The sequence below is a fragment of the Streptococcus didelphis DSM 15616 genome (assembly GCF_000380005.1).
Lineage (GTDB): Bacteria > Bacillota > Bacilli > Lactobacillales > Streptococcaceae > Streptococcus > Streptococcus didelphis.
The window spans coordinates 58,295-75,329 of the sequence record NZ_KB904199.1 but is presented as its reverse complement, the minus strand read 5'-3'; the positions used below and the strand labels follow the sequence as shown (position 1 = coordinate 75,329).

At 35.4% G+C, this 17,035-nt stretch carries 14 protein-coding genes; 2 read left to right on the top strand and 12 right to left on the bottom strand.

Annotated elements, in window-relative coordinates; genetic code table 11:
• Positions 1-171: 171 nt before the first annotated feature.
• The 5 genes from A3GU_RS0108515 to A3GU_RS0108495 all read right to left on the bottom strand — a co-directional run bounded on the left by A3GU_RS0108515 (position 172) and on the right by A3GU_RS0108495 (position 6,640).
• Positions 172-1,095, bottom strand: coding sequence for an ATP-binding cassette domain-containing protein (locus tag A3GU_RS0108515; protein ID WP_018367112.1), 924 nt, complete (start codon positions 1,093-1,095; stop codon positions 172-174).
• Positions 1,088-2,158: an ABC transporter ATP-binding protein gene (locus A3GU_RS0108510; protein ID WP_018367111.1), complete on the bottom strand. Its 1,071-nt coding sequence runs from the start codon at positions 2,156-2,158 to the stop codon at positions 1,088-1,090. Before A3GU_RS0108510 ends, A3GU_RS0108515 begins: the two co-directional genes overlap by 8 nt.
• Positions 2,159-2,166: 8 nt before the next feature.
• Positions 2,167-3,093, bottom strand: a complete 927-nt coding sequence (oppC, locus tag A3GU_RS0108505) for an oligopeptide ABC transporter permease OppC (protein WP_018367110.1) — start codon at positions 3,091-3,093, stop codon at positions 2,167-2,169.
• Positions 3,093-4,595 carry an ABC transporter permease gene (locus A3GU_RS0108500; protein ID WP_018367109.1) on the bottom strand — a complete coding sequence of 501 codons (1,503 nt, stop codon included), beginning with the start codon at positions 4,593-4,595 and terminating at the stop codon, positions 3,093-3,095. Before A3GU_RS0108500 ends, oppC begins: the two co-directional genes overlap by 1 nt.
• Before the next feature lie 65 nt (positions 4,596-4,660).
• Positions 4,661-6,640, bottom strand: a complete 1,980-nt coding sequence (locus tag A3GU_RS0108495) for a peptide ABC transporter substrate-binding protein (protein WP_018367108.1) — start codon at positions 6,638-6,640, stop codon at positions 4,661-4,663.
• A gap of 301 nt (positions 6,641-6,941) precedes the next feature.
• On the opposite strand from A3GU_RS0108495, the gene pbp3 reads away from it, so the two are divergent.
• Positions 6,942-8,180 carry a D-alanyl-D-alanine carboxypeptidase PBP3 gene (gene pbp3, locus A3GU_RS0108490; protein WP_018367107.1) on the top strand — a complete coding sequence of 413 codons (1,239 nt, stop codon included), beginning with the start codon at positions 6,942-6,944 and terminating at the stop codon, positions 8,178-8,180.
• A gap of 173 nt (positions 8,181-8,353) precedes the next feature.
• On the top strand, positions 8,354-9,532 hold the full coding sequence (locus tag A3GU_RS0108485; RefSeq protein ID WP_018367106.1) for a D-alanyl-D-alanine carboxypeptidase family protein: 1,179 nt from the start codon (positions 8,354-8,356) through the stop codon (positions 9,530-9,532).
• A 103-nt stretch (positions 9,533-9,635) separates the two neighbouring features.
• Here the strand turns inward: A3GU_RS0108485 and sufB are convergent, their stop codons facing one another.
• The 7 genes from sufB to mecA form a co-directional block, all read right to left on the bottom strand.
• Entirely contained in the window at positions 9,636-11,054 is a 1,419-nt protein-coding gene (gene sufB / locus A3GU_RS0108480; protein ID WP_018367105.1) for a Fe-S cluster assembly protein SufB, read from the bottom strand.
• Positions 11,055-11,083: 29 nt separating this feature from the next.
• Positions 11,084-11,521 (bottom strand): Fe-S cluster assembly sulfur transfer protein SufU, encoded by a 438-nt coding sequence (gene sufU / locus A3GU_RS0108475; protein WP_018367104.1) that lies wholly within the window; start codon positions 11,519-11,521, stop codon positions 11,084-11,086.
• A complete protein-coding gene (locus A3GU_RS0108470; protein ID WP_083906216.1) occupies positions 11,508-12,749 on the bottom strand; it encodes an aminotransferase class V-fold PLP-dependent enzyme in 1,242 nt (413 codons plus the stop codon). The genes sufU and A3GU_RS0108470 overlap by 14 nt, the downstream gene beginning before the upstream one ends.
• The gene (gene sufD / locus A3GU_RS0108465; RefSeq protein ID WP_018367102.1) at positions 12,749-14,014 is read right to left on the bottom strand and encodes a Fe-S cluster assembly protein SufD; all 1,266 of its coding nucleotides are present in this window, start codon (positions 14,012-14,014) and stop codon (positions 12,749-12,751) included. The genes A3GU_RS0108470 and sufD overlap by 1 nt, the downstream gene beginning before the upstream one ends.
• A gap of 104 nt (positions 14,015-14,118) precedes the next feature.
• Positions 14,119-14,889 (bottom strand): Fe-S cluster assembly ATPase SufC, encoded by a 771-nt coding sequence (gene sufC, locus A3GU_RS0108460; RefSeq protein WP_018367101.1) that lies wholly within the window; start codon positions 14,887-14,889, stop codon positions 14,119-14,121.
• Between the two features lie 117 nt (positions 14,890-15,006).
• Positions 15,007-16,164, bottom strand: coding sequence for a glycosyltransferase family 4 protein (locus A3GU_RS0108455; protein WP_018367100.1), 1,158 nt, complete (start codon positions 16,162-16,164; stop codon positions 15,007-15,009).
• A 3-nt stretch (positions 16,165-16,167) separates the two neighbouring features.
• A complete protein-coding gene (mecA, locus tag A3GU_RS0108450) occupies positions 16,168-16,929 on the bottom strand; it encodes an adaptor protein MecA (protein ID WP_018367099.1) in 762 nt (253 codons plus the stop codon).
• Positions 16,930-17,035 lie beyond the last annotated feature (106 nt).

Here is a 17,035-nt window from a genome sequence, read left to right as displayed (position 1 = left end):
TTTTTTTGCTTTATCATCTGTAAAGGAGGAATTCCTTTTCCGACAACTTTATCAGTATAGCGACTTTTTGATCCTTTGTCAATACTTTTTTTGAGGGTTTTTTCAGATTTTTTTCAAAAAAAAGAGAAACTCAATGTTCCTCTTTTTGAAAATTTCAAAATGATATGGTATTTAAATTTCTTGTTTATATTTAGTCACTTCAGCCTTGTTTGCCCAAACAAAGTGACCTGGTTTGATTTCTACCATTTCTGGTTTATCTACACTGTAATCATGTTGATCTACATCATAGACAAGTAGTTTTTTTTCTCTTTCCAAAATGGGATCTGGAATAGGGACTGCTGAAAGTAGGGATTTCGTATAAGGATGGATAGGATTAATAAATAATTCCTCAGTCGCTGCAACTTCTACAATGACTCCCTTATGAATAACAGCTATGCGATCTGAAATAAAACGTACAACAGATAGATCATGGGCGATAAAAAGATAGGTTAAACCCTTTTCTTTTTGGATTTTCTTTAACAGATTTAATACTTGAGCACGTACTGAAACATCTAATGCTGAAATTGGCTCATCTGCAATAATAAACTCAGGATCCATAACAAGGGCTCTAGCAATACCTATACGTTGTCTTTGACCTCCTGAAAATTCATGAGGGTAACGAGTCAAATGCTCTGCTAGCAAGCCTACTTCAGTCATCATATTTTTAATCTTTGTTTTTCTTTCTTCTTCAGATTTAAAAAGCTTAAAATTATAGAGACCTTCAGAAATAATGTAATCTACTGTAGCACGTTCATTCAAGCTAGCAGCAGGATCTTGAAAAATCATTTGTATTTTTCGAATTAATTTATTGGTTTCTGATTTAGATTTTTTACCATTAATGACTTTACCATCATAAAGAATTTGACCTGAACTAGTATTGTTCAGCCCTATTATAGCGCGACCAATAGTTGTTTTTCCTGAACCAGATTCCCCAACAAGAGAGAAGGTTTCCCCTTTATTAATAAAGAAATTGGCATTTTTAACGGCAACAAACTTTTTCTTTCCTTCGCCAAAGGAAATTTCCAAGTCTTTAACTTCGACTAACTTCTCAGACATTTCCTTCCCCCCGATAGATTTGTTTACTTGAAATTTTTTCATGAATATCTTGAATAACACTTGGTTTTTCTACTTTAGGAGCATCTGGATGTAATAGCCAGGTCTTAGCCCAATGAGTCTCGCTTACATCAAATCTAGGAACTTCTTCTTCAAAATCAATTTTCATAGCATAGCGTGACCTAGGAGCAAAAGCATCTCCCACAATTGGTTTATATAAAGAAGGAGGTGTTCCAGGAATAGAGAAGAGAACTCCTTTATCATCTGCTAATTGAGGTAAACTTGATAGCAAACTCCAAGTATAAGGATGCCTTGGATCATAGAAAATATCCTCTACTGTACCATACTCAATGATTTCTCCTGCATACATAACAGCAACATTGCTAGCAATACTTGCTACCACTCCCAGGTCATGGGTGATAAATATAATCGTAAATTGGTATTCTTTCTGAAGAGATTTTAAAAGATCAATAATCTGCGCTTGGATAGTAACATCTAGGGCAGTTGTTGGCTCATCACAGATAAGAATATCGGGACGACAAGCCAAAGAAATGGCAATAACAATACGCTGTCTCATGCCTCCTGAATATTGAAAAGGGTATTCATTAAAACGCTTTTCAGGTTCAGGTATACCGACCTTATTCATATAATCAATAGCTAATTTTTTAGCCTCAGACTTGGATTTTTTTTGATGCTTGATAATAACTTCTGTAATTTGGCTCCCTATTGTTTGAATAGGATCCAAGCTTGTCATTGGATCTTGGAAGATGGTTGCAATTTTCGCTCCACGAATCCCTTCCCAATCCTTGTGATTTTTAAGTTTTGTTAATTCTTTACCACGATAGTTAATGGTACCTGAAGCAACACGACCGTTTGATTCTAACATTCCTGTAAAGGTTTTGGTAAGAACTGATTTACCAGAACCAGATTCTCCAACAACAGCTAAAACCTCTCCTTGATGGAGATCGATAGAAATATCACGAATAGCAGTCAAGACACGGTCACGAACTTCAAATTCTACCACAACATTTCGTGCACTTAATATAATTTCTTTATTTTCCAACATGTCAACTCCTATCTATGTGTTCTTGGATCACTAGCATCTGCTAAATTTTGTCCCACTATATATAATGGAAGCGATACTAAAATAAGAGTGGTCAATGGAATCCAGAAAAGGTAGGCATTTGTTGTTAAATTGGAAGAATAATTTGAAATGAGGCGTCCTAAACTTGGCTCTGTTAAAGGTAAGCCTAAACCAAAGAAAGACAAGAAGGCTTCAGATGAAATATAAGCAGGTAACAACAAAGATACCAATGAAACAATGACTGATACTAATTGAGGTAATAAATTCTTAGTCACTACTTTATGAGTTGGTGTCCCTAGAGTCTGACTAGCAAGATTATATTCCAAATCCCTATAACGTAAGACCTGGACACGAACAGCGTAGGCAATGTTTATCCAACCTGTAATACAAAATGCAAAAATCAAATTCCAAAAACCAGCTCCCATAGAATAGGTTAGGACAATGATGATAAGCATTTGAGGAAGATTTGAAATCACATTGTATACTTCAATCATCACCTTATCAACTGCTTTTGAAACACCCCAAAGTCCACCAATAACGACTCCTAAAACCATATTGATAAGGGTTGCAATAACTGAAATAAGAATTGAATTTCTAGCCCCATACCAAACACCGTCAAATAAGGATTGCCCATTTTTATCAGTTCCAAACCAATATTCTGCATTAGGTGAAATATATCTCTTGGTAAAATCATTAATATTGCTGACATCGCCAAAATCATAGTTGGCAAATATCGGATAAATAAAACTCATTAAAATGATAGCTATTAAGATAATCAACATTAAAATAGTTGATTTCCGAGCAAAAAACTGTCTAAAAACCGACTTCCAATAAGAGTAAGCAGGGGCATCAATAACTTCTGATGCATAGCTATCTAATTCGATAAACTCAAATTTACTTTTGTCTATTGTTGCCATTACTTACCTCCTTTATTATTTGATAGTTTAATACGTGGGTCTAAAATCGTCATTAGAATATCTCCAGCTAGTAAGGCTAAAATAGCCAAAACAGCAAAGATAAAGACAAGGCCAACTACCATTGTATTATTTGCTGATTTTATAGCATCTATCAGCATTTTACCCATACCTGGGAATGCAAAGACGGTTTCTGTCAAAGTAGCACCTGCAATAGTTGCTACAATAGCTTGTGGTATACCATTAACAATCGGAACCATAGCATGTTTGAAAAGGTGTTTTTTGGAAATTTCAGCTTCTGTAAGACCCTTTGCTCGTGCAAATCTTACAAAATCACTACCTTGTAAGTCAACCAAGTAACGTCTGAACCAAATAACTGTACTTGGTGTCCCTAAAATACCTAAAATAAGAGCGGGTAACACATAAGACTTAGGATCACTTGCTCCTAATAAAGGAAAAGTATCTGGAAGTCCAAGGTTAGAACCTAGAAAACGAACAATATAGATAAGGGCAATACTTGGTAGAGCAAGCATGAAGGTGGTAGCTGCCGTTGAGAAACGATCAAATAGTCCATCTTTATAGTATGCCATCATCATCCCAATTGGTAAACCAAACACATAGGATAATAGAACTCCGATAATTCCTATTTTAAAGGAATTGGAAATCATTGAAGGTTCTGCATGGTTATTTTGTGTTGATGTATAAGCATCATCTTTACCAAAGTTTAACCGATCTCTACTGTCCATTTGACTTGGTGTCTTATAGGTCCTAGAATAAATATCTACTGGTGAGAATTTCTTCACCCCTGTAGGGAAGGTAACTTCTTTTGATAAAGTACGTCCTTGTCCTTGTGTAATTACCTGAATAACAGGAATATTAGCATAAGTAGGGTAAGATGTTCCTAAATCAAAACTTACAATATTTTGGTGTACAAATGGAAATTGCCCATTAAAGTAAACGAGGTATTTGTGTGTAGTTCCAGAACCGACTAAGGCAGGGCCAACTGCTGGATCTATTTCTGGGCGAACATAGCGCTTGAGATTTGGATTTTTAGGATCTTGGATTTTCCAAGGATGATCAATAACCACCAAATGACTAAAGAAGTTCCAAACACGTTCATAAATGGGGATAATTCGAACAGCATAAAACCCTTTGCTTTCTTCAAAGCGTTTAAGTTCCCAACCTTTGCCAAGTGAATCAATATACTTTTGATATATTTTTTCATTTGCTTTTGTCGGTTCTGTGGTAACATTCTTATCAATCTTTTCAGCTTTGTTTTCTAATTCTCTACTATTATAATAGGAAATATAGCCCATGCGTTCAAAAATCGAATTACGGTAGTTATCCTTTTTATCTTGGGTCGTCACCATCTTATTGTAATTGGGATCTTGCTTGAAAATCAAACTTGTTGGGACCAATGTAAAGACAATAACATAAGTTAAAGTGGTCACCAACACAATTGAAATCAAAGATCTGAAAATACGTTCAATTATATACTTTTTCATTGCAATCCTCTTATAGTTCAAAAGAACTTCCTCACTTTACGAGAAAGTTCTTATTGAACAAGCCTTTATTTTTTAATATGCTTTTCAAGTGAATCCGCATATTCTTTATTTGACTTCTCTTTTTCTTTCATCCATTCTTTCTTGGCTTTAGCGTACTCTTTTGCAGTGACTGGTTTATCTTGAAGTTTCATATATTTATAGAAAAGTTCATTTTTTTTGTTACCAGACCAACCAAAGGCGCTTGTAAATGGAACAACCTTAGATACACGAGGAGTTCCTCCTAAAGAAACAGTTGGTATATAAACCGCTGAATCAACTAAAGCGGCTTGAGCTTTAGCATAGGCTACATAACGCGCATCAGTATCATCAGTAATTTTACTTGCTTCTTGAACTAAGTTAGTAAACTCTTCAAGACCAGCTTCATTTGCAATAGCAACATCTTTTTTAGGTGCTAAACCAATAAATTTTGTTTGAGAATTTGAAAGGGTTGGATTGAAGATATCAAGGTATGATGATGGGTCTTGATAATCCGGTCCCCATCCAGATGAAGTGGTCATATCCCAGTCTTGTTGATCTGTTGATTCAGCTAGGTAAGTAACATTGTTATAAGTATCTGTTTGAAGTTGGTTGATATCAATTATAACATTTTCTTTCCCTAATGATTCTTCAATAGATTGCTTCATAGACTGTGCTTGTTGAAGTAAACCTGTTGCTGTTTGATCTTGTGGGAAGTCGATATGGATTGGAAATTGCACCCCTTGAGCAGATAGGTCAGCTTTAGCTTTTTCAAAACTTGCCTTAGCTTTTTCTTTGTTGAAAAGACCATCTTGGGCATCATCTAGTTTAATATCTTTCCACTGATCTCCATAAGCTACTAAATCTTTTTCAACAAGCTTACCAAAATCTTCTTTTTTAGTCTGTACAAAGGTTGGTGGCACTAGGATATTACGAAGGGCTTTATTAGCTGCATCTTGACCTGCTGTTTGAGCCTGATAGGACATTCTATTAAAACCAAAAGCAATTGCCTGACGGAAATCCTTATTTAAGATAGCTTTGTGAGTATCTTCTTTTTGCTTGTCATCTGTTTTTAAAGTGTGATTATATGCTTTACGGTTTAAATTAAAGGTGGCATAATAAGTGGTTGAATCTTGAGGCCCATAAGTAATGCTTTCCCCATATTTTTTCTTAGCTGTTTTATAAGAAGGAGTTGTCGGGAAAAGTCTCGCAACTGTATAGGCGCCATCATCAAAATTTCTAAAGAGGGATTCTTGATCTTGACCATCATAATAAGTCAACTGAACATTATCAATATGAACATTTTTCTTATCCCAGTAGTTAGGATTCTTTGTAAATTCAATTGATGATTTACTTGTTAAGGCTGAAATCAAGAAGGGACCATTGTAGAGAATAGATGAAGCATCCGTTGATTTACCAAAATCTTTACCTTTAGATTTTAAGAATTCTCCATTTACTGGTGACATAACTCCATAAGTAAGTTTTGAATTCCAGAAGCTTTCAGGCTGGTTAAGAGTATACTGAAGGGTATGTTTATCTATAGCTTTAACCCCAACTTGATTGAAGTCTTTTATTTTCCCGCCTTTGTAATCAGCTAGGCCTTTTATAGAGTCTTGAACCAAATACAAGGAATCTGATTCTTTATCTGCTGCATGTTTCAAGCCGTCCACAAAGTCCTGTGCAACCACATCAGAATACTCTTCTCCATCTGAGGTATACCACTTAGCATCATCACGAAGTTTATAAGTATAGGTCAAGCCATCTTCAGACACTGTCCATTTTTTTGCTATGGAAGGTACTAAATTACCATATTGGTCATACTCAAGTAGCCCATCAACAGCTTGTTGAGTTACCTCGCTTGTTGACGTACGTGACGTCAACAGGTAATCCAATGTATCTGGGTCAGTTGAATAAACATAGCTATAGGTCTTAGTTTTGCTATCTTTACTTGAACTATTACCACACGCAGTCAGTGCAGAAATTGAAATAACAGCTATTCCTGCAGCAGCTAACCATTTCCCTTTTTTCATATAAGTCACTCCTAAATTTTTCTACTACTTACATATTTTTATATGCTAATTGAAACCATTATATCATAATTTTTTTGAAAAAGAATATTAGATGCACAATTATCTGAATATTTTATATCTATTTTATCATTTTTACTGTAAGCGATTCAAAGCTATATTTTAAAAGTTTTTTAAAATTTAATCCCCTTGCCTATTTTCATGATAGCGTTTTATATTATCATTGAATAGAGGGAATATTAAGGTAAAATTACTAGCAATTTATGATATAATTAGAAAAAACTTTATACAAGGACAATGAGCAATGAAAAAGATTATTACAATAGTATCTCTCTTTATTTTTTTCTTTTCCCTAGATACTATTCATGCAGATGCTTTTGATATTCCTGCAGAAAATGCTATCGCTTTTGATCTTGATAGTGGCAAAATTTTGTATGAAAAAAAAGCTAAGGAAGTGGTACCTGTTGCTTCTTTATCAAAAGTTTTGACGATCTACCTCGTCTATAAAGAAATTCAAGAAGGTCGACTCAGTTGGGAAAGTCCTGTCAAAATATCCAATTACCCATTTGAATTAACTACCAACTATAATATTAGTAATATTCCCCTAGACGCTAGAGAATATACAGTCAGAGAACTTGTAAATGCTATGCTTGTTACTAATGCAAACAGCCCTGCTATTGCCCTGGCTGAAAAAATTTCCGGAACAGAACCCTTATTTGTCGATTTAATGAAAAGACAATTGAAGGATTGGGGGATCAGTGATGCTAAGCTGGTCAATGCTACTGGACTATCAAACAAACTCCTTGGGCAGCATACCTATCCAAATTCTGGTGAGGATGCTGAAAATATGTTAAGTGCTTTTGATTTAGCCATTATTACAGGTCATTTATTAAAAGATTTTCCAGAAATTTTAAAGATAACAAGCTTAACCTCAACGAGTTTCGCTAATCAGACAATTTACTCTTACAACTATATGTTAGAGGGTATGCCCCATTTTCGTCAGGGTATCAATGGCTTATTAGTTGGAACTTCCGAAAAAGGAGGAAGCTCTTTCCTTGCTAGTAGCCAAGAAAATGACATGCACCTTGTAACCATTGTTTTAAATGTAGATAAGAATAAAGAAGACGGATTACTTGCCTTTACTGCTACTAATTCTCTCTTAAATTATATTTCTCAGAGCTTTGAAAAAGTAGTTCTTCTAAATAAAAATCAAGTTGTAATAGACAATAAGCTAACAGTTTTTGATAGTCCAATAAGTCAATTAAGCTTAATTGCTGATAAAGAGCTAACGATGATTCAAAAAAAGGGAAGTTCTTATAAAAACGAACTAGAAATCATAGCCAGTCAAAAGCAATTTTACGCCCCGATTAGCCAGAAAAAGGTTTTAGCCCATGCTACTTTTAAGGACCCTAATCCTATTGGTGAGGGCTACCTTGGTGCTAGTCCAAGTGTTAGTCTCAGATCCCATAAAGCCATTGCTAGAAGCTTCTTTTTGAAGGTATGGTGGAATCATTTTGTAAGTTATGTTAATACAAAGCTCTAACAAGATATCAAAAAACCTTACTTTCCCCCAAACTAGTCTGGTAGAAAATTTTTCCAACAAATATATCATTTCATGTGGTGATGTGATTTTTTTAATTTTTTTTATGTAAAAAGACTTTGTTTTAAATAAGTGAAGTGATATAATAAATTAACTTTTTAACAAGGAGCTTATCATTGGCAAAGAAAATTTTATTATCCATACTATCTCTGTTCTTCTTTTTTTGCTCTGCAAGGGTTATGGCACAAGAAACGGATAATATTCTAAGTATAACGCGAAATGCTGGTTACACTGTTGAAGATATTAATAAGCCTAAGTCATCAATTGTTGTAAATGCTGAAAATGGTGATATTCTCTGGCAAGATAATATAAACTTATTAAGAGATCCTGCTAGCATGTCTAAAATGTTCACACTTTTCCTCTTATTTGAAGATATTTCAAAAGGAAAAGTAAACTTAGACACTACTATTACTGCAACTGAAACAGATCAAGCTATTAGTAAAATATATGAAATCAGCAACAATAAAATTACTCCTGGTGTAGCTTATCCTGTTCGTGATCTTATTTATATGACTGCTATTCCATCATCAAATGTAGCAACTATCATGCTTGCTAATTATTTGTCTAATAATGACGCATCTGCTTTTATCAAAAGGATTAATGATACTGCAAAACGTCTAGGAATGACAAAAACTCATTTTAACAATGCAAGTGGGGCTGCTGCTGTCGCTTTTAATGGCTATTATAAACCTGACAAGTATGACCCTACTGCACCTAACCAAACAACCTCCAGAGATCTCGCTGTTTTAATGTATCATTTTGTAAAAGAGTATCCAGATATACTTACTTACACCAAACCAACTGTTATTAAAACTATGGTTGGAACACCTTATGAAGAAGAATTCCATTCTTATAATCATTCACTTATGGGAGAACAATATGGCATGGAAGGTGTCGATGGCTTCAAAACAGGTTCTAGTCCTAGCGCTGCTTTTAATGCAATGGTCACTGCCCAACGTAATGGAAAACGTCTCATTACTATTGTCATGGGGATAGGAGATTGGTCAGATCAAAATGGAGAATTTTACCGTCATCCTTTTATTAATGCCCTAACTGAAAAAGGCTTTCTTGATTTAACCAAAAAGAAAAAACAGAAACTAGATAATCTTTTCCCTAAACAATCTAGTGACTTGCAGTCTGCTAAACCAAAGACTCACGCAACAAAAAACAAGCAGATGTCGCTCTTAGCAAAAGTTGAATATTTTGTTAACCACCATCATCATCTCATATTTATGTGCTTAGCCTTGTTTATATTTATCGTCTTATTATTAGCTATTTTTGCTATTGTATCTTAAAAATCAGAGACCTACTCTGGTTTTTTTCTTTTCATTTATTTCTCAATCGCTTCTTTAAAAGACATCTAAAAAAGTCGTCATTTTTGACGACATAGTATGATTTTTAACCAACCGAACCTTCCATCTCATATGAAATAAGACGGTTTAATTCAACTGCATATTCCATTGGTAGTTCCTTAGTGAATGGCTCGACAAAGCCCATAACAATCATTTCAGTTGCTTCACTTTCTGACAAGCCACGACTCATGAGATAATAAAGTTGCTCTTCTGAAATTTTCGATACCTTAGCCTCATGCTCAAGTGACACTTGGGAATTGTGAATTTCATTAAAGGGAATGGTATCTGATTTTGAAATATCATCCATTAAAATGGTGTCACACTCAATATGAGAAACTGATTTTTTAGAGTCTTTGTTAAAAGTGACCTGACCACGATAGTCTACCTTGCCACCACTTTTAGCAATGGATTTTGAAACAATTGATGATGAGGTATGCGGAGCGTTATGAATCATCTTAGCACCTGTATCCTGATGCTGAGAAGCATTAGCAAAAGCAATGGATAACATGGTTCCACGCGCCCCAGGCCCATCTAGATAAACAGATGGGTATTTCATGGTTGTTTTTGCCCCCAAATTCCCATCTATCCATTCAACAGTAGCATCTTTAAGAGCTCTTGCACGTTTTGTCACTAAATTATAAACATTATCTGACCAGTTTTGGATTGTAGTGTAACGCATGTAAGCCCCATCAAGAGCAAAAATTTCAACAATCGCAGCATGCAAACTATTACTTGAATAGGTTGGCGCTGTACAACCTTCCACATAATGGACACTAGCACCTTCATCAACAATGATCAAGGTCCGTTCAAATTGACCTGTATTTTCATTATTAATACGGAAATACGTTTGCAAAGGAATATCTACCTTAACACCCTTTGGCACATAGATAAAGGTTCCACCAGACCAAACTGCTGAGTTTAAGGCAGCTAATTTATTATCTGTAGGAGGAACTAACTTTGCAAAGTAAGCTTTAAATAAGTCTGGATATTCTTTCAAGGCCGAATCAGTATCTGTAAAAATAATACCCAGCTTTTCAAACTCATCTTTCATGTTATGGTAAACGACTTCCGACTCATATTGAGCAGATGCTCCAGCTAGATAGGCGCGTTCTGCTTGGGGAATTCCAATCTTCTCAAAAGTCTCTTTTATCTTATCAGGAACATCATCCCAAGATCTTGCTGGCTTATCAGATGCTTTTTGATAATAAATAATATCATTAAAATTGATATCAGACAGATCAGCTCCCCAAGTCTGCATTGGCATTTTATTAAAGGTCTCTAGAGATTTGAGCCTAAAATTCAGCATCCATTCTGGTTCATTTTTTGCTGCAGATAATTCCCTGACAACAGCTTCACTTAGCCCTTTTCCTGTAGAATAAAGTGGCTTTACATCATCATGAAAGCCAAATTGATAATCTCCTAAATCAATGGGTTTAGGTTCTACTTTGTCACTAACTTCAGACATCTTCTATCCCTTTTCTTTCTTTTTATCTCTTATGCTTGCTGACTTCGCTCAATGGCTTTTTCTAAAGCATGCCAAGCCAAGGTAGCGCATTTTATACGTTGTGGAAATTTTGAAACACCAGCTAGTAGTTCTGCTTCTCCTAATTTTTCTTGTGCAGCATTTTCTTGCCCCTGAACCATTTCTGAAAAAATAGTAATAAGTTCCAATGCCTGTTCCTTAGTTTTTCCGATAACAGTATCTGTCATCATACTTGCAGAAGCTGTAGAAATGGAACAACCATCCCCAGAAAAAGCAATATCTTCAATCCTGTCTTCCTGGAATTTTACCGTCAATGAAATAAGATCTCCACAGGTAGGGTTATTTAGAAGCACAGCTTCCACGCCCTCTATAGTTCCTTTATGATGGGGATTTTTAGAATGCTCAGCAATAAGAGCCATATATAAACTATTTAATTTAGAAAGTGCCATTGAAGAACTCCTTTGTTTTAATAAGTGCATCAACTAGATGGTCACAATCCTCCTTAGTGTTATAAAAGTAAAAACTTGCTCTGACTGTTGAAGAAACTCCTAGGTATCTAAGCAAGGGTTGGGCACAGTGATGGCCTGCACGAACAGCAATTCCTTCATAGTCTAGGGCGGTAGCTACATCATGGGGATGCAAACCAGCTAAATTAAAGGAAATAAGAGCTGATCGTAAGTCTTTATTACTTGGTCCATATATGGTCAACCCTTCAATAGCCTCAAGTTTTGGCATGACATATGAAAGCAATTCTGAGGTATGTTGCTGAATCTTCTCCATACCCACTTCTTCTAAGTAAGATATTGCTTGACCTAAGCCAATAGCACCTGCAATATTAGGTGTCCCTGCTTCAAATTTCCAAGGTAATTCTTTCCAAGAGGCTTCCTGCTCATAGACAAAGTCTATCATCTCGCCACCAAATTCTACTGGTTCCATCTTATTAAGCAGATCTTCCTTGCCATAAAGAACACCTATGCCAGTAGGCCCTAACATCTTGTGACCAGAAAAAGCTAGAAAATCACAATCTAAATCTTCTACATCCACAGCTATATGAGGGACTGATTGCGCAGCATCCACTACCATATAAGCACCTACTGCATGAGCTAATTCTCCTATTTCTTTAATCGGATTAATAGTGCCCAGAACATTTGATATATGGGTTAAGCTGACAAATTTGGTTTTGAAAGATAATTTGGCTTTTAAATCTTCTAAATCCAATTCTCCATCTTTGAGATAAACATAAACCAGTTCTGCTCCTGTTTGTTTGCATGCTTCTTGCCAAGAAATGATATTTGAATGGTGTTCCATAATCGAAATAAGGACCTGGTCTCCTTCTTTTAAAATACCTTTAGCAAAATGAGCAACCCAGTTTAAAGCACTTGTTGTTCCTCTGGTAAACAGAATTTCTCTTGTTGAGCTTGCTTTAATAAACTGTGCAACCTGTTTTCGGCTTGTCTCATAAGCATGAGTGGCTCTTTCAGCCAAAGTATGGACACCTCTATGGACATTAGCATTGTCCTTTTGATAAAAGGAACTTATCTTGTCCACTACCGCATTTGGCTTTTGACTAGTAGCAGCATTATCTAAATAAACTAATGCTTCGTCATTAACAACTTGATTTAAAATGGGAAAATCACTCTTGATGCGATCTGTATCTAACACACAAAACTCCTTCATTATGGCCTTGAGGCAAGTTTTTGATCTAAAACAGCAATAATATTATCTCTTACATCCTTAATTGGAATTTCAGAGATAACTGTTCCAAGAAAACCTCTTATAACAAGACGCTCTGCTGTCTCTCTATCTAGTCCTCGGCTCATGAGATAGTACATATCTTCAGGGTCAACCTGCCCAATTGAAGCAGCGTGACCAGCTGTTACTTCATTTTCATCTATTAAAAGAATAGGATTAGCATCGCTACGTGCCTTGTCAGACAACATGAGTACACGACTTTCTTGCTGGGCATCTGCCCCCTTAGCCCCTTTTATGATATGTCCTATACCATTGAAGGTGAGCGTTCCTCTTTCTAAGATAACCCCATGTTGTAAGATATGTCCAACTGAATTTTTACCAAAATTAGTAACCCGAGTATCGATACCTTGAATTTGACGTCCACTAGAAGCAGCAACAACCTTCAAATCCGCATGACTCCCGTCACCAATTAAATCACTGTCAAAATCAGCAATCACATTTCCTTCATTCATAAGGCTTAAGGACCAATTAATGGTCGCATTATCTTCTAAACGGCCACGTCGACTAATAAATGCCGTAACATTTTCTCCCAATTGATCAATAGCCGAAAAATTAACCTGACTGCCTGCTTCAGCTATTACCTCAACACAAATATTAGCACTAATTTTTTGGCTCTTTTCACCAAAACTTTCTATCCGCTCCAGATAAGTTAGCTTGCTTGCTTTTCCTGCAATAATAAGAACATGTTTATTAAAAGGAACTGAACTATCACTATCTTGTAAAAAGATAGCTTCAAAGGGCTGTTCCACTTCTACAAAATCTGGAATATACAAGACTGCAGCGCTGTTAAAATAAGCCGTATGGTAAGCACTTAATTTATCTTGATCAAAAGCTAGGGCACTACCAAAGTAAGCTTCAATAATCTCTGGAATTTCTTCTAGAGCACTATAGAAATCGGTAAAAACAACTCCTTGTTGACTAACTTCCACAGGAATCTGTTCTAACACCGTTTGACTGCCAAGCTGAACTAAGGTAGGATTATCTCCAATTGCTAGAAAATCTGGAATATTTGCTTCCAAGGGGCTTTCTGCAATTTCACCTTGTCCTAAATTCCAACGATGGTATTTGACTCTTTCAATTTTAGGTAATTCCAAGTCAGAAATCTGTTCAAAAGCTTGTCTTCGTAGTTCTTGTAACCAAATAGGTTCTGCTTTACCCTGGGAAAATTCTAATATCTTATCTAATGTCATAAATGATGTATCCTTTACTAACTGTCTATTTGAAGTGCTTTGTATTCAAACTAGGATTTAAATATAAGTTTTTTAGTTCCTAGCTCACATAATTTAAGACATCATTATATTTCTTCTTGATAATCAATGCCCAAGTCCTCAGCAATTGTGGCATAGCCTTCTTTTTCAAGTCTTGTAGCTAAAGAAGCATCACCTGATAAAACAACACGTCCATCCATCATGACATGAACCACATCAGGAGTAATATAATTTAATAAACGTTGATAATGGGTGATAATCATTGCTCCAAAATCTTTCCCACGCATTTCGTTAACCCCTTTTGATACTACCTTAAGAGCATCAATATCAAGTCCTGAATCAATTTCATCTAATAAGGCAAATTTAGGTTCAAGCATTAATAATTGGAGGATTTCATTCCGTTTTTTCTCACCACCAGAAAAACCCTCATTAAGGTAACGCTCTGCCATTTCTTCTTTCATCCCAAGTAAGTCCATCTTTTGGTCTAACTTTTGAATAAATTGACGAACAGAAATTTTGTCAGCATCTTCTTTTCCTGCATTCATGGCTGCACGAATAAACTCTGCATTGGTAATACCAGGAATTTCAGAAGGATATTGCATGGCAAGAAAAAGCCCTAATCGCGCACGCTCATCAACTTCTAACTCCAAAATATTAAGACCATCTAGTAAGATTTCTCCTTGGGTAACTTGATAATTTGGATTACCCATGATGGCTGCTGATAAGGTAGATTTACCTGTCCCATTTGGTCCCATGATAGCTGCAATTTGCCCTGTCTGTAAGGTCAAATTAACCCCTTTTAAAATTTCTTTTTCTTCTATGGCAACATGTAAATCTTTAATCTCTAATACAGACATCTCTTACCTCATTTTTTCTATCCCTTGCTAGCTAGTTTTGATCAGGGAATTTTCATTTTGTTATACAATTAAATTATAGCAAAAAAAAGCCGTCAAGGCTTTTCTAGCGTTTTAAAGTCACTTTTTTTCTTTCCATTTTTCTAACTGTCTTCTTCTAAAATCACTATTTCCTATAAATTTTAAAAGTTTAAAAAGTGGTGTTCGTTTTTCTCCCCAGATTTCTAAGCCTTCAATCAATACTTCTAAACCAAAAAGCAAACCAAAGATTAATAAGGTTCCCCCAATCCGGCTTGAAACATTTAACAAAAGGGAAATCAAAGAAAACAGCATTGCTATTCCATAAACAACTAAGACTGCTCCCCTATGAGTAAATCCCATTGAAAGAAGACGGTGATGGAGATGCATTTTATCCGGCTCATAGAATTTTTGTCCTGATAAGCTTCTTCGAATAATAGCAACTACTGTATCCATAATAGGAACACCGAGAATAATTACTGGCGTCAAAACTACCACAGCTGTAGCATTTTTCAAGCCCTGAAGCGATAAAACACCAATCATAAAGCCGATAAATAAAGCTCCTGTATCCCCCAAATAAATAATAGCAGGATGGTAATTATAGGGAAAGAACCCAACAATTGAAGCAATTAGAATGAGAATGGTTAAGGTTAGGAAAAAATCACTCTGTGGCAGAAAGAAAAAAGATACCACAGCCATAGTCACTAGGCTAATAATAGAGACACCACTGACTAGTCCATCTAAGCCATCTATTAAATTAATAGCATTTGTAATGGAAACAATCCATAAAATAGTCAGAAAAAAAGTGACAATAGGGCCAAAAAATAAGAGAGGACCCCCAAACGGTATCTTAAAACTATCAAATTTAAAATTTGTAAAAGCCCAGATAATAAAAGCCCCAAAGAAAATCCCTAGCATTTTTAGTTTAGGACTAATTTCAAAAATATCATCCATATAGCCAGTTGTAACTACTACAAGAGCACCCAATACAACTGGTAGAATGTAGGATAAATAAGCCTTACCTTCAATAACGACATGCGATGAAACCATCGGCATAAAAATAAGAGTTGCTATAAAAAAGGAAATAAAGATGGCTAAGCCACCACCACTAGGCATGGGGACCTTATTAATTCTTCTCACATTGGGCTTATCAACTGCCCCTACTCTAAAAGATAAAAATCTAACGATAGGGGTCAAAAAAAGTGAAATTAATAAAGCACCAATTAAGACTAAAACATAATCAAACGTAAAAGGAAACATAGTCTATGACACCACTTCAATTTTCTTCAATTGCTCTACTGCATCTTCATCAATTAATTGTAAGGCATGTTCTTGCAAATACGCACGGGTTCTAGTCCCTGGGCTTGCATGCTCAATTAATCTAGCATACATGATATTAGCAAAATAAGAAGGTTGATTTCGGATATCTAATAAGATAGTCATGTGGTAATTGTTACTTTCCTTGTATAATTCAGAAGCTTCAATGTCAAAATCAATTATTTTAGAAAAAACAATAGCTTCTTCAATATCTTGAAAATCTAATACAAAGTGAATATAATCTAAAGGCTCCACATAGACTTCTTCTTGAGCCGTTTCTTGTGTTTCTTGCTTGATAGAGTTTTCAACAGTTTCTTCAATCATTTCTTCTATCTTTTCAAGTTTCTGATGAGCATCGACATCCCCTTTTTCCATCATTGTTTTTTCAATATTCTTGAAAAAATCTTCAGGAGTCATTTGAGAAATATCGCCTAAATCAGCTAATTCCTCAAAATTAATATCTTTACTCAATTCTGACTTGGTTACAAAGACGTCTAGACGATCTTTTCTTGGAGTTACCCTAAAGCTAAGCATTCCACTATCTTTGAAATTATCTGGTAAATCAAGTTCATCCATAACAGCATAGAAAAATTCTTCTGTTTTTTCCTGAGGAATCAAAAAGTCCTTGAGTTCCATGCCTCTTTCTTCCAAGTCGTCCATGCTAATTGTAATTTTCAGGGTCGTTTCACTAATCTGTTTCATTTCCATAGTTTTTACCTCATACGCGTAGTCATTCTATTATACAAGAAATGCTATGATTTCGCAATTTTCTAAGTGTTTATTATCTAAATGGCAAAATCCAGCCCACAAGAGC